Raw genomic sequence first — 20,126 nt, forward strand, 5'->3', positions numbered from 1 at the left:
GCCCGGCGATTCTGGTCTAATTTTTGACGGTATATGCCCGCCCCGAATCCCGGAGCGTGCGCGGTTTAAGGCGAGGAGCGGGATCGTGCGTGAAGGCCTCAGGCGCTGGGCCCCCGGGCTTGCCGCCCTCCTCGCCTATCGCCGGGGGGATCTCGGCCCCGACCTCCGAGCGGGGCTCGCGGTGGCGGCGGTGGCGATACCGGTCGGCATCGCCTATGCCGAGCTTGCCGGCTTCCCTCCGGAGGTTGGGCTTTATTCCTCCGTCTTCCCCCTTGTTGCCTATGCCATCTTCGGCTCGTCGCGCCAGCTGGTGCTGGGACCCGATGCGGCCACCTGCGCCGTCATCGCCGCCGCCGTGGCGCCGCTGGCGGCCGGCGACGGGGCGGCCTATGCGGCGCTGTCGGCCCAATTGGCCCTGCTCACCGGCATCTTCTGCATCCTCGCGCGGTTCCTGCGCCTCGGCGTGCTGGCCGATTTCCTCTCCAGGCCCATCCTCGTCGGCTTCATGAACGGCATCGCCATCACCATCGTGCTGGGCCAGCTTGCCAAGATCACGGGGATCGAGGGCACGGGCGGTCATGTCCTGCATGCAACCTTCAACCTTGTCCTGCGTCTCGGCGAGACCCATCCACCGACCTTGCTCATTGCACTTGGCGCGTTCGGCCTCATGATCGCGGGTGGGCGGCTTATCCCGGTCTTTCCGGCGGCGGTGCTGGCCATGGCCGGCGCTGCGCTGGCGGTGTTCCTGCTCGGTCTCGACCTCTTTGGGGTGAAGACGCTGGGCGTGGTGCCGGCGGGACTCCCCGGCGTCATGCTGGTGCAGCTTGATCCGGAGGCGCTGGCCGCCCTGTTGCCGGCCGCAGGCGGCCTTGCCCTGGTGAGCTTCACCAGCATGATGCTCGCGTCCCGCTCCTTCGCCTCGAAGAACGGCTACGAGGTGGACCCGGACAAGGACTTCGCCGCGCTCGGCGCCGCCAACGTGATCTCGGCCCTGACCCACGGCTTCGCCATCAGCGGTGCGGACTCGCGCACCGCCATGGCGGACGCCGCCGGAGGGCGCACCCACGCCACCGCCCTGTTCGCGGCCCTCGCGGTGGCGCTGGTGCTGCTCTTCCTGACCGCGCCGCTGCGCTACGTGCCGGTGGCGGCGTTGGGCGCGGTGCTGGTGATGGCGGGCCTCTCGCTGGTGGACCTTTCAACCCTGCGTCTCATCGCCCGGGCCGACCGGGCCGAGGCGGCGATCTCCATTCTCGCCACGCTGGGGGTGGTGATGCTGGGGGCGACGCAAGGCATTCTCGTCGCCGTGGTGCTGGCCCTGCTGCGATTCCTGCACATCAGCGCCCGGCCGCGGGTGGAAATTCTCGGCCGGGTGGCCGGCATGCCCGGCTTCCATTCCCTGTCGCGGCACCAGAGCGCGACGGCGCCTCACGGCCTTGTCATCTTCCGCTTCAACGGCCCGCTCGTGTTCTTCAATGCCGGCCATTTCCGCCATGCGCTCCTGGCCGCGACCAGCGCTGAAGCGGGGGCGCCGAAAGCGGTCATCCTCGATCTGCTGCCGGTGACGGAGGTGGACGTGACGGGCCTTTTCACCCTCAAGGAGGTATCCGACACTCTGCGTCAGCACGGCATCGCCTTCGTCGGCGCGGGCCGGCAGACCGAATGGCGCAACTGGATGGTCGCCCACGGTTTCAGCCCCGATGTCATGGCGATCCACCCCACCTTGCGCCATGCCGTCGAGGCGCTCGCTGCGGCCGATACGGATGGCACGGCTTTTGGTGAACAGCACACTTCGCAAGTGTCATAAATCGGATGATTGATTTGTGTCATGGAAGACGAGAGCCTGAATTCGGCATAGCCTTCGACACGAAATCGGCCTGAACTTATCCCGGTAGGGGCCTTCTCCTCCGCGTGTGGCGCGATGATCGCCGGGGGAGGAGAGATTGAGCCGCGGGCACCGGTGGGACGAGAGGGAGAAACCTTGATGCCGGCCTCCATCACCCTCGAGCCTTTGATGCCTCACGCCCAGGCGCCGCGCCATGAAAAGTACGAGCGCCTGATCGCGGCGGCCCAGGCCCTGCCGAGGCTGAGGGTCGCGGTGGCCCATCCGTGCGACGGCGTCTCCCTGGGCGCGGCGGTGGAAGCGGCGGAGCTTGGCCTCATCGAGCCCATCTTCGTCGGTCCCCCGGCCAAGATCGCGGCCGCGGCGGACGCCGCCAGGCTGGACATTTCCGCCGTGCGGCAGGTGAACGCCGCCCACAGCCATGACGCTGCCGCCAAGGCCGTGGAACTGGTGCGCTGCGGCGAGGCTGACGCCCTGATGAAGGGGAGCCTTCATACCGACGAGCTGATGGGGGCCGTGGTGGCCCGCGACACCGGCCTGCGCACCGCGCGGCGCATCAGCCACTGTTTTGTCATGGATGTGCCCAGCCATCCGGACGCGCTGATCATCACCGATGCGGCCATCAACATCGCGCCGTCGCTGGACGACAAGTGTCACATTGTCCAGAACGCCATTGATCTGGCCCGCGCGCTCAAGTTCGAGGAGCCGCGTGTCGCCGTGCTTTCGGCCATGGAGACGGTGAACCCCAACGTGCCCTCCACCATCGAGGCGGCGGCCCTCTGCAAGATGGCGGACCGGGGCCAGATCACCGGCGGCATCGTGGATGGGCCGCTGGCCCTCGACAATGCCATCGACCTCGGCTCGGCGGCCATCAAGCACATCACCTCGCCGGTGGCGGGCCGCGCCAACATCCTGGTGGTGCCGGACCTGGAGGCCGGCAACATGCTGGCGAAAAGCCTCACCTTCCTGGCCGGCGCCGATGCCGCCGGCATCGTGCTCGGGGCGCGCGTTCCCATCATCCTGACCAGCCGGGCGGATTCCAAGACCACGCGGCTCGCCTCCTGCGCGGTGGCCGCATTGCTCGCCGATGCCCAGCGGGCGGCGGCCAAGGCGGTGGAGGTCTGAGCGTGGCGAAGGTGCAGCTTGTCCTCAATGCCGGCTCCTCCAGCCTCAAGTTCCAGGTCTTCCTGGACGATGGCGCGGATGTGCCCAACCGCCTCTATCGCGGACTGTTCGAGGGGCTCGGCACGGATCCGCATTTCAAGGTGAAGGATCATGACGGGGCGGTGGTCGGCGAGCAGCGCTGGCCTCACGATGCCGCCTACGGCTTCGAGGAGGCGCTGGCCTACCTCTCCGACTGGCTCGCCGCCCATCGCGGCGGTCATCAGCTGGCCGCCGTGGGCCATCGCGTGGTCCATGGCGGGCCGAACTACACCCATGCGGTGCGCCTGACGCCGGCGATCATCGCCGAGCTGGACACCCTCTCCCCGCTCGCGCCGCTGCACCAGCCGCGCAGCCTTGAGCCCATCCGCATCATTGCAAGGCGGGTGCCGGGCCTGCCGCAGGTGGCGGCCTTCGACACCGCCTTCCACCGCACCCAGCCGGAGATTGCCCAGCTCTTCGCCATTCCCCAGTCGCTGACGGATGCGGGGGTGAAGCGCTACGGCTTCCACGGCCTGTCCTATGCCTATCTCGCGACCCAGTTTCCGAAGGTTGACGAGCGCCTGGTCCACGGCAGGGTGGTGGCCGCTCATCTCGGCTCGGGCGCGAGCCTCGGCGCCTATGCGGCCTCGAAGAGCGTCGCCACCACCATGGGGTTTTCAGCCCTCGACGGGCTGGTGATGGGCACGCGCTGCGGCACCATCGACGCGGGGGTGGTGTTCTATCTCCAGCGTGAACTGGGCATGAGCGCGCCGGAGGCCGAGCATTTCCTCTATACGAAATGCGGCCTGCTCGGCGTCTCCGGCATCTCCAACGACATGCGCGACCTGCGCGAGAAGGCCGGGGCGGAGCCGGGGGCGCAGCGCGCCATCGACCTGTTCGTCTATCGCATCAACCGGGAGTTCGGCTCCCTGGTGGCGGCGCTGGGCGGTATCGACGCCCTGGTCTTCACCGCCGGCATCGGCGAGAACGATGCCGCCACCCGCGCCGAGGTGATCGAGGCCGCCCGCTGGGCCGGGTTCGAGCTGGACCCGGAAGCCAACCGCTCGGGCGCGGCACGCATTACCACGGGCAGTGGACCGCAGGCCTATGTGATCCCCACCGATGAGGAATGGACCATCGTGCGCGAGATGCGCGCGGTGCTGGCATCGGAACAGGACCGCCTGCCCGCCCTCTGAACTTTGAAGAACGAGCCCCGCGTGAACTTGTGACCGGAAGTGCCCCGGCGGTTTCGATGACACGCGGCGACGCTGGAAGGAGGCGCACATGCATCCGATGGACATGATGAAGGTGTACGGCCGGATGGCGGAGATCTACCGCCTGCGCCTTGGCGAGGCGGTCTCGGCCTATGGCGAGGCCATGCGGGGCGCAGCGAGCGCGTTCGCGGCCGCCGGCCGGCCTCAGGATCCCGTTTCGGCGTGGCGCGACACGGTCTCCTACACCTTCGACGCGGCCCAGCGCTCCCTCATCTTCTGGGACACCATGCGCCAGCGCGGCAACAACTGGATTGCCCACGAGAAGGCCGGCAAGCCGCCGCTGCTCGCCTTCGACTATGAGACGATCGCCGATGCGCGCACCTTCGCGCGCCCCGCCAACTATGCCCTGGTGCGCATCCTGCCCCCGGAGGGGGTGACGCTTGATCCCGACAAGCGGCCGTTCCTGATCATAGATCCGCGCGCCGGCCACGGGCCGGGCATCGGCGGCTTCAAGGCGGATTCGGAGGTCGGCTTCGCGCTGAAGGCCGGACACCCGGTCTATATGGTCATCTTCTTCCCCGAGCCCATGCCGGGGCAGACGCTGGCGGACGTGTCGCTGGCGGAGGCCGAGTTCGTGCGCATCGTGTGCGAGCGCCATCCCACCCGCGGCAAGCCGGTGGTGATGGGCAATTGCCAGGGCGGCTGGGCCGCCATGCTGGTGGCCTCCCTCGATCCGGACAATGTGGGTCCCATCGTGGTGAATGGCGCGCCCATGTCCTACTGGGCCGGCAACGACGCCGAGAACCCCATGCGCTATGCCGGCGGCGTGCTCGGCGGCGCGTGGACGGCTTCGCTCGCCGCGGACCTCGGCGGCGGCCTCTTCGACGGCGCCTATCTGGTGGACAATTTCGAGTATCTGAACCCGGCCAACACCTATTTCGGCAAGTATTACAACCTCTATTCCCGCATTGATACGGAGCCGCCGCGCTTCCTGGAGTTCGAGCGCTGGTGGGGCGGTTACTTCCTGATGAACCGGGAAGAGATCAAGTGGATCGTCGAGAACCTGTTCGTCGGCAACAGGCTGGCCGCCGGCAAGGCGGAGTGGGCGCCGGGCAAGACCTTCGACCTGAGGGCGGTGCGCTCGCCCATCATCGTCTTCGCCTCGCTGGGCGACAACATCACCCCGCCGCAGCAGGCCATCAACTGGGTGGCCGACCTCTATCCTACCACCCAGGCCCTCAAGGATGCCGGGCAGGTGGTGGTGGGCCTGATGCACCAGAGCGTCGGCCATCTCGGCATCTTCGTGTCCGGCGCGGTGGCCAAGCGCGAGCATGCGCAGATCGTGGACCTCATCGAATATGTGGAGGCGCTGTCCCCCGGCCTTTATGGCATGACCATCGAGGAGGATCATTCCGGCGGCGTGGTGAAGTATGACGTGACGCTCACCGAGCGCCGGGTGGAAGACCTCGCCATCCTGCAGAAGTACAGCCGCAAGGACGAGATCCCCTTCGAGGCGGTGGCGAACGTCTCCGAGGTCAATGCACGAGCCTATGAGAGCTTCGTCCATCCCGTCATCTCCGCCGTGGTGACGCCGGAGATGGGGCGGACGATGCGGGCCTTGCACCCGCTGCGGGCGGTGCGCTGGGGGCTTTCCGATCTCAATCCGGTCCTTGCCGCCCTGGCTCCGCTCGCCGAATTTGCCCGCGGCCAGCGCACGCCGCGCAATGAGGATGGCCCGCACGTTGCCGCCGAGCGCTTCATGGCCACCGCCATCACCGCCGGCTTCGACCTTTACCGGCAGCTGCGCGACGCGACGGTGGAGACGGAGTTCTTCCGCCTCTACGGCACCCTCGCCATGGTGGACCCGGACCTCACCGCTCCGGCGACGCCCGCCATCGTGGAGCAGTCGCCGGTGGAAGTGGCCGCAGCGCTCGCCGCCATGCGCGAGGGCGGCTTCACCGACGCGGCGGTGCGCGTGGCGCTGCTCGCGCAGAAGCGCGGCGGCGGGCGCCAGCGCCTCTCCACCCTGAAGCAGATCCGCGAACTGGTCGGGCGGGAGGTGGGGCTCCTCGCTCTGCCGGCCGACGATGCCCAGGCGGTGATCCGGCGGCAGTCCATCATCGTCGAGCATGCGCCCGACGAGGCGCTCGCCACCCTGCCGGCGCTGCTTCCGACGCCCGAGGCGCGCGCCCACCTCCTGACTCTGCTCGACCGGCTGCTGGCGAACATCGCCTTCGGGCCGCAGGTGACCGATTTCATGGCCGACGTGAAGCGCGTGGTGGCCGAGGGTGATGAGGTCCGGATCATTCCTTTTCCTTCCTATGCGGGGCAGGCTGTATGAGCGCGCAGGACACGGTGACCGGTCAGACCATGCCGCAGGCCGACTGGGACCTGCTCGGCACGGCGTTGAAGGGCCGCAAGGCGCTGGTGCTGGGCATCGCCAATGAGCATTCCATCGCCTATGGCTGCGCGCGGGTGTTCCGCCGGCTCGGCGCGGAGCTGGCGGTGACCTATCTCAACGAGAAGGCGCGGCCCCATGTGGAGCCGCTGGCGCAGGAGCTGGGCGCCAGCATCTTCGCCCCCTGCGACGTGAGCCGCGAGGGCGAGCTTGAAGCCGTCTTCGCCCGTATTGCTCAGGAGTGGGGCGGCCTCGACACCGCGCTGCATTCCATCGCCTTCGCGCCCAAGGATGACCTTCAGGGCCGGCTGGTGGATTCATCGGCCGAAGGCTTCAAGGTGGCCATGGACATTTCCTGCCACTCCTTCATCCGCATGGCGCGGCTCGCCGAGCCGCTGATGACGGGCGGGGGCACGCTCATGGCCATGAGCTATCACGGCGCCGACAAGGTGGTGCCGAACTACAATCTCATGGGTCCGGTAAAGGCGGCGCTGGAGAGCACGGTGCGCTATCTCGCCTATGAACTGGGCCAGAAGGACATCCGCGTCCATGCCGTCTCGCCCGGTCCGCTGAAGACCCGCGCCGCCTCGGGCCTGAAGGATTTCGACGTTCTCCTGTCGGAAGCGACCCAGCGCGCGCCCATCGGCGAGCTGGTGGACATCGACGACGTGGGCCTCACCACGGCCTTCCTCGCCACCCCCTTCGCGCGCCGGCTGACCGGCATGACCGTCTATGTGGACGGCGGCCTCTCCATCATGGCGTGATATGGCTGGGCTGGCCTGCACCGGTTCCGGGCGGCCTGCCGCGCTGCGGCGCCTCGTCTTGATCACCGTCCCCAAGACGCTCATAATGACCTGATTGCTCAGGCCATTTTGCGTTGGGGTCGTTACCATGCCTTTGAGGGAAGAGGATATTCAGCCCGGCAAGTGCTACAAGACGAAGGGCATCGAGAACTACAAGGTGATCGCGATGACCCGCGGCATCGTCACCTACCAGACCTGGACCTCGCCGCTGCGGATCAATGTGGGCGTCAAGCAATTCGCGGACGCGGTCTACAAGGAAGTGCCCTGCCCGAAATAGCGCGGGCTTAAGCGAGGCACCGTCGCCGGGCCCCGGCCTGCGCGCTTCAGGTGTCCGGACGTGGTGTCCGAGGGAGGCGCGTCAATCCGCATAGCGTTCGTCCGCAACAAGCGCCGCTTTAGGTGCATTGCGGCATCGACGGCGCGCGGATGCGGCGGTATAGCTGGCGGGAACGCTCAATGAGAACGTTTCCCGTGCTGTCCGTCGTCATTGCAACGCACAATTCCGAGCGCCAGCTCGTTCCGGTCCTGTCGGCGCTCGTCCAGGGGGTGACGGCGGGCGTGCTGCGTGATGTCACGCTGGTGGATTGCGGTTCCACGGACGGAACCGCCACCATCGCCGATGCCGCCGGCTGCGCCTTCATCAGTTCCGTGACCGACGTGGGCGTTCGGCTGCGACAGGGCGCCGCCCAGTCGCGCGGGCGCTGGCTGCTGTTCCTGTCGGACTGCTCCATTCTGGAGGAGGGCTGGGCGCGGGAGGTGATGACCTTCACCGAGACCTGCGAGCGCCGCGGGCAGGCCGAGCGCATCGCCGCCACCTTCCGCCTTGCGGTGGACGGTTACGGGATTGGCCCGCGTCTCGGCGAGGCCATGGCGGTGGCCCGGCTCGCGCTGTTCGGGCTGCCGACGCCCGGCCAGGGGCTTCTCATCTCCCGCAAATACTACGAGCGGCTCGGCGGCCATCCTGCCGGCGTCAGGGCGGAGCGGCGTCTGATGGCGCGGATCGGCCGGCGCCGCATCCATCTGCTGCGCCCCCACGTGCTGATGCCGGCGAAGGACGCCTGAGCCCCTCGGCCCCGCTGCCGCGGAAATAACCTGGCGTTCTTCAAACACCCCCTTGGCGAGGCGTCCGGGTTGCGCATAGATGGCGATGCGGGGTCGGGCCAGCTTCTCTTGGGGAAGCGGGCACCGGTCGGTCATTTCTCGTAAGGGGGCCGGTCGAACGATCAGCGGGCTTCGGAGCCGGATCCGTCGAGGTCGAACAGGCCTGCACGGTGGATCCGTCTCCCACTTCAGGACAGGGCCGGGTTTGCCGATCGGGTTGCCGTGCAATCCGCGGCGACCGTGCTTCGGCGACCGACCGGGCGCGACGCCTGATCGGTCTCCCGCCTGAGGGCCGCGGCGCACGCCTCGCCTCCCACAACGGTGCTGCGCACCGAGGGAGCGGTCCATGGACCTTCGCCGTCTTTTCCTGCGCCGGGATTCTTTGCGCCGTCGCCTGGTGACATTCAGCCGCATCGCCTGCCTTGCCGTCGCGGTTTCGAGCCCGGCGACGCTGGCCTTCGGGCAGGTGACGCGCCCGCCGGCTCCGGTGCAGGGTGGCGCGCCTTCGGCCCAGCCGCAGCCGCCCGTGCCGCCGCGCCCCGCCAGCCTCAAGACGTTCCAGCGTTCCGACCTCGTCAGCGCCGCCCGCCGCTATGAGCGCGTGCTGCGCCGCGAGGGCACCTTACCCACCCAGCCCCTCGACAGGGTGCGCCGCGACGCCGCCCAGGCGTTCCAGCGCAACGACGCTCGCGCCGCCGCCGATCTCTATGCGGGCCTCGCGCTCGCCCAGGCGCAGGATGCGGGGGTGTGGCTGCGCCTCGCCCGCTCGCTGGCTGCCATCAAGCCGAATGACGACGAGGACGCCTCCGCCTTCATCGACAATGCCATGGGCGCCGCCTTCATCGCCTATCGCCGGGCGCAGACCCGCGCGGAGGAGGGCGAGGCGCTGTCCTTCATCGGCCATATCTATGCCGATCGGCGCCTGTGGAATGCCGCCATCGACACCATGAAGACGGCCATCGACCTGCGCGACAACCCCGCCGACCGCAGCTTCCTCGACAAGCTGAAGGAGGAGCACGGCTTCCGGCTGGTGGACTATTCGGTGGAATCCGACGCCGCCGCCCCGCGCGCCTGCGTGCAGTTCTCCGAGGATCTGGTCGCGGGCACCGATTTCGCCGCCTTCGTGCAGGTGGGGGGGCTCGACAAGCCGGCCATCACCGGCGAGGCGCGGCAGATCTGCGTCGAGGGACTGAAGCACGGCGAGCGCTACACGCTGGCGGTGCGGCCCGGCATTCCGTCCGTCACCGGCGAGCGTCTGCGCAAGGCCACCGAACTCACCCTCTATGTGCGCGACCGGTCGCCCACGGTGCGCTTCACCGGCCGCAACTACGTGCTGCCGCGCACCGGCCAGAAGGGCATTCCGCTGGTTTCGGTGAACACCAGCGCGGTGAAGGTGGACATCCTGCGCATCGGCGACCGGGGGCTCGTGCCCACCGCCATCCAGGGCGAGTTCCGGCAGGGCATCGAGGCCTATGCCCGCGAGCAGCTCGCCGACGGCAGCGCCATCGCCGTCTATTCCGGCGTGCTGGAGGTGGACAACCCGCTGAATGCCGATGTCACCACCGCCGTGCCGATCACCGAGGCGGTGGGGCGGCTCGAGCCCGGCGTCTATGTGATGACCGCCGAGCCGGAGAAGACCGCGGACGACGACTATTCCACCCGGGCGACCCAGTGGTTCATCGTGTCCGACCTCGGCCTCACCGCCCTGTCGGGGCAGGACGGCGTGCACGTGCTCCTGCGCTCGCTCGGCAGCGCGGAGCCGGTGACGGGGGCGGAGGTGCGCCTCGTCGCCCGCTCCAACGAGGTGCTGGGCACCGCGAAGAGCGACGCCAACGGCTATGTGCGCTTCGATGCCGGTCTCTCCCGCGGGCCCGCCGGCCTCGGCCCGGAAGTGGTGACCGCGCGCACGGAGGGCGGCGACTACGCCTTCCTGTCGCTGAAGGAGACCGCCTTCGACCTCACCGACCGCGGCGTGTCCGGCCGCGACGCGCCGGAAGGGCTCGACGCCTTCCTCGCCACCGAGCGCGGCGTCTATCGCTCCGGCGAGACGGTGCACCTCACCGTGCTGCTGCGGGACGCGCAGGGCAATGCCGCCACCGGTGTGCCCCTGACCCTCCAGCTCTACCGGCCCGACGGCGTCGCCGACCGCCGCCTCGTGGTGGCGGACCAGGGCGCGGGCGGGCGCACGGCGGACTTCGCGCTGCTGACGGGCGCCATGACCGGCACCTGGCGGGCCAAGGCGCTGACCGACCCCAAGGCGCCGGCCGTGGGCGAGGTGACCTTCCTGGTGGAAGACTACGTGCCCGATCGGGTGGAGTTCGACCTCTCCGCCCGCGAGACGCGCCTGCCGCGCAACAAGCCGGCCGAGGTGCTGGTGGACGGGCGCTTCCTGTTCGGCGCCCCCGCGTCCGGCCTCGACGTGGAGGCGGAGAGCGAGCTACGCGCCGCCGCCGAGCGCCCCGGCTTTGCCGGCTATCGCTTCGGCAATGGGGATGACCAGGTGCTGGCCGAGCGTCAGCCTCTGGCGGATGCGCCCCAGACCGACGCGCGCGGTCGCGCCAGCCTGCGCCTGGTCGCCTCCGAGTTGCCGCGCACGGCGCGGCCGCTGGAGATTGAAGCCTTCGTGCGCCTCGTGGAGGCGGGCGGCCGCGCGGTCCAGCGCACCATCGTGCTGCCGGTGGCGCCGGCGGGCAGCCAGATCGGCGTGAAGCCGCTGTTCGCCGACCGGGTGCGGGAAGGGGAGGTGGCCAATTTCGACGTGGTGGTCGCCGGCACCGACGACAAGCTCCTCGCCGCCCCCGGCCTCTCCTGGAAACTGTCGCGCATCGAGACGCGCTACCAGTGGTATCGCGTCAGCGGCTCGTGGGACTATGAGCCGGTGAAGACCGTGACCCGCGTGGCGGAAGGCCGGCTCGACACCAGGACGGATGGGCCGGCGCGTCTCTCCATGCCCACCGAGTATGGCCGCTACCGCCTCGACATCATCGGCGACGGCCTGCCGCTCACGAGCCTTGGCTTCGAGGCGGGCTTTGCCGGCGAGGGCAGTGCCGACACCCCCGACCGGCTGGAACTGACGCTGGACCGCTCCGCCTACGCCACCGGCGATACGCTGGATGCCACGATCACCGCCCGCGCCGCCGGCACCGCAAGCGTGCTGGTGCTCAACGAGGGCCTTCTGGAGCAGAAATTCCTGAAGGTTTCCCCCGGCGCCAACAAGGTGAGCTTCAAGGTGGGGGCGGGCTGGGGGCCGGGGGCCTATGTGGTGGCGTTCATGCATCGCCCCCTCGACGTTGCGGCGAGCCGCATGCCCGGCCGCGCCATCGGCCTCTCCTGGTTCTCGGTGAACAAGGAGGCGCGCACCCTGAAGGTGGAGCTCTCCCCGCCTGCCGAGATGCGCCCCAGCACCACCCTCTCCGTGCCGGTGCGCGTCGGCGGCCTCGCGGCGGGCGAGAAGGCCTATGTGACGGTGGCGGCGGTGGATGTGGGCATCCTCAACCTCACCGGCTACAAGCCGCCGGCGCCGGAGGCGGTGGTGTTCGGCCAGCGCCGGCTGGCGTCCGATATCCGCGATTTCTACGGCGCGCTCATCGACGGCATGCAGGGCGCCGCCGGCCGCCTGCGCTCGGGCGGCGACGGCGGCGAGGAGGGGCTGCTGGCGAGCCCGCCGAACGGCCCGCCGCTGGCGCTGTTCTCCGGCCTCGTGGAGGTGGGGGCGGACGGCACCGCCACCGTCGCCTTCCCCATCCCCGCCTTCGACGGCACCGCGCGGGTGATGGCCATCGCCTGGAGCGCGGGCAAGCTCGGCCACGCCTCGGCCGACGTGGTGGTGCGCGACAAGGTGGTGATGCTCGCCACCCTGCCGCGCTTCCTAGCCTCGGGCGACCGCTCCAGCCTGAACCTCGACCTTACCAATGTGGAGGCGCCGGAGGGCGAGTATCGCCTTGATGTCGCCGCCACCGGTGCCGCCGCCGTCACCCAGCCCCCAGGGCCGGTGACGCTGGCGGCGAAGCAGCGCCAGTCCCTGCGGCTCGCGCTGGAGGGCAGGGCGGTGGGGCCCGCCACCGTCACCGCGCGGTTGACGGGGCAGGGGCTCGACATCACCCGCAGCTTCGAGATGAACGTGCGCCCGGCCTATCCGGACATCGAGCGGCGCACCGTGCGCACCCTCGCGCCAGGGGAGAGCATCACGCTTTCGCGCGACCTTCTCGCCGACCTCCTGCCCGGAACGGGGAGCGTGGCGGTGAGCGTGACGCCCTCCAGCACCATCGACGTGCCGGCCCTGCTCGCCGCCCTCGACCGCTATCCCTATGGCTGCACCGAGCAGATCACCAGCCGGGCGCTGCCGCTTTTGTCCTACAACGAACTGAGCGTGCTGGCGGGGCGTGCGACCGATCCGGAGGCGGACCAGCGCATCCGCGACGCCATCGTGCGGGTGATGGCACGGCAGGGTTCGGACGGCTCCTTCGGCCTGTGGTCGGCGGGTGGCTCCGACACCTGGCTCGATGCCTATGTGGTGGATTTCCTCAGCCGCGCCAAGGAGAAGGGCTTCGCCGTGCCGGACGTGGCTTTCTCGATGGCCCTCGACCGGTTGCGCAACGTGGTCAACCTCGCCGGCGCCGACATGCGCGCGGAGACGGAGAACCTCGCTTACGCGCTCTATGTGCTGGCCCGCAACGGCCGCGCGCCGCTGGGCGACCTGCGCTATCTCGCCGACACAAGGCTGAAGGACCTCGGCACTCCGCTCGCCAAGGGGCAGGTGGGCGCGGCGCTGGCGCTGCTCGGCGATCGGACCCGGGCGGAACGGGCCTTCAACGTGGCCATAGAGGGTCTGCCGGCCAATCCGGGGGCTCCGGTGGCGGGCCGGGCCGATTTCGGCTCGGTGCTGCGCGATGCGGCGGCCCTCACCGTGCTCGCCCGCGAGGCGGGGCTGGAGAAGCTGGCCGACGTGGCCCTCGCCCGCGTGGACGCGGCGCGGGTGCGCACCGAGCGCACCTCCACGCAGGAAAACGCCTGGCTGCTGCTGGCCGCCCGCACGCTCGCGGCCAGCGCCGCCAATATGGGGCTGGAGGTGGATGGCGCCCTGGTGCGCGGCCCGTTCGGCCGCAAGCTCTCCCGCGCCGACCTGGAGCGCGGGCCTGTGACCTTGCGCAATGCCGGCGCCGAGGCGGTGAAGGTGGTGATCGGCATCAATGGCGCGCCGGTTGCGCCGGAGCCGCCGGTGGCGAAGGGCTTCACCCTTGAGCGACGCTACTTCACCCTCGACGGCAAGGCTGCCGATCCCTCCAGGGCGGTGCAGAACCAGCGCTTCGCGGTGGTGCTCTCGTTCAGCGAGACCCAGAGCGCGCTGGCCGACGTGCTGCTGGTGGACTATCTGCCCGCCGGCTTCGAGATCGAGAATCCGAGCCTCGTCCAGGGCGGCGACGGCGGCTTCACCTGGCTCGACGAGACCAGCGAGGCGGGCCATGTGGAGTTCCGCGACGACCGTTTCGTCGCTTCGGTCACCCGGCAGGAGGGCGACGGCGCCTTCGTGGTCGCCTACACGGTGCGGGCGGTGTCGCCGGGGCGCTATGCCCATCCGCCCGCGATGGTGGAGGACATGTACCGTCCCGACCGCTTCGCCCGCACCGCCGCCGGCACCCTGGAGGTGTTGCCCGCCCGATGAACGCGACCGGACCATCCGAGCCATTGCCCGCCGCCCCCGCCCGCCGCCGGCTGCGGCGGGTGGCGGCCGGCCTTGCGCTGGGGGTGGGGCTGCTGGCGGGTGGCGCGGTGACGGGGCTGCATCATCTGCGCGCCAACGCTCCGCCTGCGCCGCAGGTGAAGGTCTCCGCCGAGGTGGTGGATCGCGAGGGCCGGCTGCTGCGGCCCTTCGCGCTGCCCGATGGCCGCTGGCGCCTCGCCGCCACGGTTGAGGACGTGGACCCGCGCCTCATCACCATGATCCTCGGCTATGAAGACCGCCGGTTCGAGCAACACGGCGGCGTTGATGCCCTGGCGCTGCTGCGGGCGGCGGGGCAAGCGGCGGGATCGCGGCGGGTGGTCTCCGGCGGCTCGACGCTCACCATGCAGGTGGCGCGCCTCACCCTGCCGCCGCGCCCGCGCACGCTTGCCGCCAAGCTCGCCCAGATGCGCCGGGCGCTGGAGCTGGAGGCGCATCTGTCCAAGCCCGAGATCCTCGGCCTCTACCTGACGCTTGCGCCCTATGGCGGTAATATCGAAGGGGTGCGGGCCGCGGCGCTGACCTATTTCGGCAAGGAGCCGCGCCGGCTCACCCTTGGCGAGGCGGCGCTGCTGGTGGCCCTGCCGCAGGCGCCTGAACTGCGCCGGCCCGACCGCTCCCCCGCCCGGGCCCGGGCGGCGCGCGATCGGGTGCTGGACCGGCTCCTGTCCCAGGGCGTGCTGGCCGCCGACGAGGTGCGGGTGGCCAAGGCCGAGCCGGTGCCCACGGCGCGTCGCGCCTTGCCCCAGCTGGCGCCGCATCTTGCCGAGCAGATGGTGGCGGAGCGGCCCGACCTCTCGCGCCACCTCTCCACCCTCGACGCGCCCCTGCAGGAGAAGCTGGAAGACCTGGTGCGCGAGCGCACGCGGGCGCTGGGCCGCGGGCTGTCATCGGCCATGGTGGTGATGGACAATGCGAGCGCCGAGGTGCGGGCCTATGTGGCCTCGGCGGATTTCCTCGACAGGGAGCGCGCCGGCGCGGTGGACCTCGCCCGCGCCGTGCGCTCGCCGGGCTCGACCCTGAAGCCCTTCATCTACGCCCTCGCCTTCGAGGACGGCATCGCCCATCCCGAAACGCTGATCGAGGATCGGCCCGCCCGCTTCGGCGGCTGGCGGCCGGAGAATTTCGACCGCGGCTTCCAGGGCACGTTGTCGGTACGCAAGGCACTGCAACTGTCGCTGAACGTGCCGGCGGTGCGGCTGCTGGATGCGGTGGGGCCGCAGCGCCTCGCCACCCGCCTTCAGCAGGCCGGGGCACGGCTTGAGCTGCCGCCGGGCGCGGCGCCGGCCCTGCCCATGGGGCTTGGCGGCGTGGGCATCCGCCTCGTGGACCTCACCATGCTCTATGGCGCGCTGGCGCGGGGCGGCGAGGCGCATCCCCTGGTGTTCCGCCGCGACGGCGGCGCGGTGGCGGCGCCGCGCCGGTCCCTGCTCGTGGATCAGGTGGCGGCCTGGTATGTGGGCCAGTGCCTGCTGGGAACCCCTGCACCGGAAAATGCGCTGACCGGGCGCATCGCCTTCAAGACCGGCACCTCCTACGGCTATCGCGACAGCTGGGCCATGGGCTTCGACGGGCGGCGCACCGTGGGCGTCTGGGTGGGGCGGCCGGACGGGCAGGCGGTGCCCGACCTCACCGGCCGTGCGGCGGCGGCGCCGCTTTTGTTCGATGCCTTTGCCCGCATCGTCCGGACCCCGGCGGGGCTTGGCCCGGCGCCGCGCGGCGCGCTCATGGCGGGCAATGCGCGATTGCCGCCACCACAGCGCCATTTCGGCCGGACCCGGCAGGAGCAGCCGTTGCAGGTGGTCTATCCGCCGGACGGCGCGCGGGTTTCCGGCGCCGAGGCGGAGACGCTCGCGCTCAAGGTGGATGGCGGGTCTTTCCCGCTCACCCTGCTGATGGACGGCCGCCCGGTGGCGCGGGTGGAGGACCGGCGCACCCTGTTCTGGACGCCGCAGGGCCGCGGCTTTGCCCGCCTCACCGTGATCGACGCGGACGGGCTTTCCGACAGCGTGACGGTGCGGGTCGAATAGGGCGAGGCTGTTGAAAAAGAAAGTCCCGCGCCACCTTGCGGTGGGCGGGACAGGCACTGGGAGGAAACGCGGAAGATGTCACGCTCCGGGCAAATAAGCCCGGAAACCAGAAGCGGAAAAGTTCAGAGGCCGCGCACGACCAGCTGGGCGATCTCGTCGCGCGTGCAGCCGAGCTTCGCCAGCTCGCTGTTGGACATGCGGCGCAGCTGCTCGTAGCGCGCGGCCATCTGGCGGGCTTCGACGATGGCGGCTCCAACCTTGGAAACAGCGGCGCCCATGCGCCCGAACAGCCCGAATTCACGGGTAGGAGTGGCAGTGATCGTGGCCATTTTCGCCTCCGCTTGGAGAGTGGCTCCAAATTCAATGCCCACAACATAATCGAGGCGCGTGCATTGCAATAGAGCGGATTGTGCATGGCACCAATGCGGATACCGTATACCATGCGGGTCGCAGGCCCAGTGGATGAACCGAAACGGATGGTACCCATCCGTTTCGAAAAGTTGACCCACCAGATCAAAGAGTTGTGGTTCGGCCTGCGCGCGACAGATGGGTTCCATCTGTCGCGGTCGAACCGCTAGGCTGTGGACGACGCAAAAGCCTATTGAACCGGGGCGGAGAATTGCGTATAGACCCCACCTGCCTTTCGGGGCACGCATCCTCCGTCGCCCCGGCGACCTATGGAGGACGCGTTGGGGGATAGTTCAACGGTAGAACCGCGGACTCTGACTCCGTTAATCTAGGTTCGAATCCTAGTCCCCCAGCCACTTGATATTGCTTCGCTTTTCCCACTTTCTGAGCAGAACAAAGAGCGCCGGTCGGGCGCTCAGTCGGGAAGTTTTGTTCTCGTTTCGAGCTTCCGGATCGCGCTCTCGGCCAAGGCCGGATCGCGGGCGAGGTAGTTCGCATCGAGGATTGAACGCGCGTCTCGGAGGCTGTGGCCGGTGAGCGTCGCGATCTGCGCCTCGGTGCAGCCGGCGAGCGCCAGCCGCGTCACGGCGGTGCCACGGAGGTCGTTGAATGTGAGGCCGGTGATGCCGGCCCTGGCGACGGCTTTGCGCCACGAGACGCGGAAGCCGTCCGGTGTCCATGGCTTGCCCTCAAGGGTCACCAGCACGATGGGGCTGCGCCGCTCGGTGGTGTCGAGGAGCTTCTTGAGGGGCGCGCCGACGGGGATCACGACTCGCGTTCCGGTCTTCTGCTGTCGGAGGCGGATCTTCTCGCCGTCATAGGCGGACCATGGCAGCGCGAGCAGGTCGCCCTGCCGCTGCCCCGTCCATAGGGCGAGCATGAATGCTAAGCGCAGGTGCGCGGGCGCTTGTTTCAGGAACTGCGCCTCGTCATCCGGCGTCCATACGTTCTCGGCACGGGAGCCTCGGTAGAGGCGCCCGCCTCGGGTGCAGGGGTTGGCAACCACGAGCCCGCGGTCGTGGGCCCAGGACAGAACGCGCGCGAGAACGGACCAAGCATAGTCGGCCTGCCGGCGGGATTGCAGGGCCATGCGGTCGCGCCATTCTAAGAAGATCGCGCGCGTGCGCCGGTCGTCGAGGGCGGCGAGGGGAAAGTCGATGAACTCCGCCTCGATTTTCTTGATCTGTTTCACGTAATCGGCGCGAGTGCGCGCTGCGAGTTGGCGAAAATCGTCGCTTTGCTGGTAGCCCGACAGAACCGAAAGCATCACCCCTGCCGGCGCTGGCCGCTTGGCGGTGACGGCTTCGTTATAGGCGGCCATGAATTCCGCATCGCCCGGTTTGCCTGGCAGACGGGGGCCGCCCTTCCAGGCGTACCAATAGGTTTTCGGCGTCCCGTCGGCGAGACGCTTGGTCTTGGAGTTGATGCCCTTCAGCCTAACGCGAGCCACGGCGCGCCATCCAGTTATCGAGAGGTGAGGCCGCCGGGGGCGCTGCGTCCTCGGCGGTCACGACAGTGATTTTTCCGTTGGGATCGATCTCGACGCGCATCACCTTCACGCCAGCCGAAGCCACGCCTTTGACGGCTCGGGCGATATCGGCCTGCTTGAAGGTGAGGGCGCGCCGGGCCATGTCTTCCCCCTCAGATCGCCACGCCGTTGAGGCGCACGCGGACGGTGGCGGCGGGGATGGCGGTGGCGCGGGTCGCCACGCCGATGAGGGTGTTGCCGGCGGCCACGTCGGTCACGGCCTTGGCGGCGGTGGACCAATAGGCCTTATCGCCAGCCGCGAAGTCGATGCCGGCGGCCTTGGGCAGGTCGAAGACGCCGCGGGTCACCAGTTCGACATCTGCGCCGGCTGCGGCGCTGGCGGCGGCCACGCCGAACAGGCTGCCGATGAGGGTGCCGTCGCCGGAGGCGAGGCCCCCGGCCGGCGCGGTGAAGGTGACGGTGTTACCGAGCTGCACGAAATTGCGCATGGTCAGACGCCTTTCGAGGAGAAGATGCGGACGGTGTGGACACGGCCCGTGGTGAGGGCCGCGATCTGGCGTTCGAGGTCGGCGATGGCGCCGGCGAGCTCGGAGTCCGAGCGAAAGGTAACCTCGCGTTCGCCCTCGCGGATCTTGAGGGCACCCCCCGCGCGCGTGGCGCGGAGGGCCTCGAGGCGGGTCTGCAGGTCGGAGAGGCTGGCCATGGTCAGGCTGCTCCGGCGTTGCGATACCAGCCGCGCCAGTCGATGAAGGCGCAACCGAAGTCGAGGCGCACGCGGGTCTCGACACCGTCCACGTCGAAGCCGGCGCGGCTTTCGATCTGCGGCCCGCCCTCTCCCGCGAGATGCGCGTAGACCAGGCCGTCGACGGTCGGGTCCACCACGTACCATGCATTGCCAGCGAGCCGGGGCTCGACCACCAGCGTGAGCCGGATGGGCTGCACGTCCGACACTTGCGTGGGCTGGATCGCGGCGAGCAGCTTCTCGGCCGCGGTCTCCAGCGCCGGCCCGACGACGAGGTACTTCGGCACGACGCTGATGAGGAAGCCCGCGTCGTCAGTCTGAGCCCGCATGGCGAGGCGCGCCTCGCTGAGGGTCGCCTCGTCCGGGGCCTCGCCGCTGCCGCTGGCGAAGTTGTCGTGCATGGTGTGGAACAGCGCGACGGCATCGGCCATCGTCGGCCCCGCGCCGGCATTGGACACCAGCAGGGTTCCGAGCTGATCGGCCTCGAAGCGCGCCGCGGCGGCGCCGAGCTTGGCGGGGATGTCCGCCAGCGCGCCGATGTCGTCGTTGACCAACGCCTGGCGGGAGATGCCGAACACCTTGCCGTAGGTCGCGAGCGTCACGCTCTCGCCCGCGTGGTCGAAGGAGCCTCGCTTGAACTCGCCGCTCTCGTTGACCTTCTCGAGGTCCGAAATCCCGGACGTGCGGATGAAGGTGCGGGCCCGGAAGTCCGGCAAAGATACCTCGCGCGCCAGGGGCTTGAGGCCGGAGGCCGCAGCCTTGTAGGAGGCCGTGAGCACGCGGCCCTGAGTGTCCGACAGCGCAAGGGCGAAGTCGGAGGTGGAGTGCAGGGCGCGCGTCACCACCGCGCTGGCGCCCAGGCCGGTGACGGGGAGGCCGGCATTTCGCAGGCAGTCGCGTGCCATTTCGGGCAGCGAAAGGCCGACGAACGCGCGGGCAGGGGCGGAGGGCTGGTGCGCTGGGTCGATCCGGCACAGCAGAGCTTCGCCCATCGCCGCGGCGCGCACGGCGGGATCGTCGAGGGTCGGCGCCGTGGTGGTGCGGATCTGCCCCGTCGGAGCGGAGCGGGCACGCATGGCGTCGAAGGCGGCAGCGCGCGCCGCCTCGGTGGTCGCGTTGGCGTCGATCTGGCTGTCGATCCAGCCCTGATCAAGGCCGGCCACCGTGGCGATGGAACGGATCTCCAAATTGACGGCGGCCCGGTCCGCGGACGCCGTGGGGGTGGGGGCCGCCGCGGCG

The 20,126-nt window shown here is 69.7% G+C and carries 15 protein-coding genes and 1 tRNA gene; 10 read left to right on the top strand and 6 right to left on the bottom strand.

Going from position 1 to position 20,126, the window contains the following annotated elements:
* Positions 1 to 85: 85 nt before the first annotated feature.
* The 9 genes from K9U40_RS06775 to pbpC all read left to right on the top strand — a co-directional run bounded on the left by K9U40_RS06775 (position 86) and on the right by pbpC (position 16,248).
* Complete coding sequence (locus K9U40_RS06775; RefSeq protein WP_282889450.1) at positions 86 to 1,804, top strand: SulP family inorganic anion transporter; 1,719 nt, start codon at positions 86 to 88, stop codon at positions 1,802 to 1,804.
* Positions 1,805 to 1,981: 177 nt separating this feature from the next.
* Positions 1,982 to 2,965, top strand: coding sequence for a phosphate acetyltransferase (locus K9U40_RS06780; protein WP_282889451.1), 984 nt, complete (start codon positions 1,982 to 1,984; stop codon positions 2,963 to 2,965).
* A 2-nt stretch (positions 2,966 to 2,967) separates the two neighbouring features.
* Entirely contained in the window at positions 2,968 to 4,179 is a 1,212-nt protein-coding gene (locus tag K9U40_RS06785; RefSeq protein WP_282889452.1) for an acetate/propionate family kinase, read from the top strand.
* Between the two features lie 88 nt (positions 4,180 to 4,267).
* Complete coding sequence (locus K9U40_RS06790; protein ID WP_282889453.1) at positions 4,268 to 6,538, top strand: DUF3141 domain-containing protein; 2,271 nt, start codon at positions 4,268 to 4,270, stop codon at positions 6,536 to 6,538.
* 29 nt (positions 6,539 to 6,567) lie between these two features.
* Positions 6,568 to 7,359 (top strand): enoyl-ACP reductase FabI, encoded by a 792-nt coding sequence (gene fabI, locus K9U40_RS06795; protein ID WP_282889463.1) that lies wholly within the window; start codon positions 6,568 to 6,570, stop codon positions 7,357 to 7,359.
* 127 nt (positions 7,360 to 7,486) lie between these two features.
* Positions 7,487 to 7,675, top strand: coding sequence for a hypothetical protein (locus K9U40_RS06800; RefSeq protein ID WP_282889454.1), 189 nt, complete (start codon positions 7,487 to 7,489; stop codon positions 7,673 to 7,675).
* 179 nt (positions 7,676 to 7,854) lie between these two features.
* Positions 7,855 to 8,460, top strand: coding sequence for a glycosyltransferase (locus K9U40_RS06805; protein ID WP_282889455.1), 606 nt, complete (start codon positions 7,855 to 7,857; stop codon positions 8,458 to 8,460).
* A gap of 385 nt (positions 8,461 to 8,845) precedes the next feature.
* The gene (locus K9U40_RS06810; RefSeq protein ID WP_282889456.1) at positions 8,846 to 14,161 is read left to right on the top strand and encodes an alpha-2-macroglobulin family protein; all 5,316 of its coding nucleotides are present in this window, start codon (positions 8,846 to 8,848) and stop codon (positions 14,159 to 14,161) included.
* Entirely contained in the window at positions 14,158 to 16,248 is a 2,091-nt protein-coding gene (pbpC, locus tag K9U40_RS06815) for a penicillin-binding protein 1C (RefSeq protein ID WP_282889457.1), read from the top strand. The genes K9U40_RS06810 and pbpC overlap by 4 nt, the downstream gene beginning before the upstream one ends.
* A 122-nt stretch (positions 16,249 to 16,370) precedes the next feature.
* Here pbpC and K9U40_RS06820 read toward each other — a convergent pair whose 3' ends face one another.
* Positions 16,371 to 16,577: a hypothetical protein gene (locus K9U40_RS06820; protein ID WP_282889458.1), complete on the bottom strand. Its 207-nt coding sequence runs from the start codon at positions 16,575 to 16,577 to the stop codon at positions 16,371 to 16,373.
* Between the two features lie 361 nt (positions 16,578 to 16,938).
* Here K9U40_RS06820 and K9U40_RS06825 point away from each other — a divergent pair.
* Positions 16,939 to 17,012: transfer RNA gene (locus K9U40_RS06825), tRNA-Gln, on the top strand.
* Between the two features lie 59 nt (positions 17,013 to 17,071).
* Here K9U40_RS06825 and K9U40_RS06830 read toward each other — a convergent pair.
* From K9U40_RS06830 to K9U40_RS06850, 5 genes are all read right to left on the bottom strand, one after another.
* Positions 17,072 to 17,977 (bottom strand): tyrosine-type recombinase/integrase, encoded by a 906-nt coding sequence (locus K9U40_RS06830; protein ID WP_282889459.1) that lies wholly within the window; start codon positions 17,975 to 17,977, stop codon positions 17,072 to 17,074.
* Positions 17,978 to 18,092: 115 nt separating this feature from the next.
* Complete coding sequence (locus K9U40_RS06835) at positions 18,093 to 18,287, bottom strand: hypothetical protein (protein WP_282889460.1); 195 nt, start codon at positions 18,285 to 18,287, stop codon at positions 18,093 to 18,095.
* Between the two features lie 10 nt (positions 18,288 to 18,297).
* Positions 18,298 to 18,633 carry a DUF2190 family protein gene (locus tag K9U40_RS06840; RefSeq protein ID WP_282889461.1) on the bottom strand — a complete coding sequence of 112 codons (336 nt, stop codon included), beginning with the start codon at positions 18,631 to 18,633 and terminating at the stop codon, positions 18,298 to 18,300.
* A 2-nt stretch (positions 18,634 to 18,635) separates the two neighbouring features.
* Positions 18,636 to 18,848, bottom strand: coding sequence for a phage head-tail joining protein (locus K9U40_RS06845; protein ID WP_282889462.1), 213 nt, complete (start codon positions 18,846 to 18,848; stop codon positions 18,636 to 18,638).
* A 2-nt stretch (positions 18,849 to 18,850) separates the two neighbouring features.
* On the bottom strand, positions 18,851 to 20,126 hold a 1,276-nt coding region (locus tag K9U40_RS06850; RefSeq protein ID WP_349239416.1), incomplete at its 5' end, for a Mu-like prophage major head subunit gpT family protein.

Source organism: Xanthobacter autotrophicus (assembly GCF_030015065.1).
GTDB classification, from domain to species: domain Bacteria; phylum Pseudomonadota; class Alphaproteobacteria; order Rhizobiales; family Xanthobacteraceae; genus Xanthobacter; species Xanthobacter autotrophicus_D.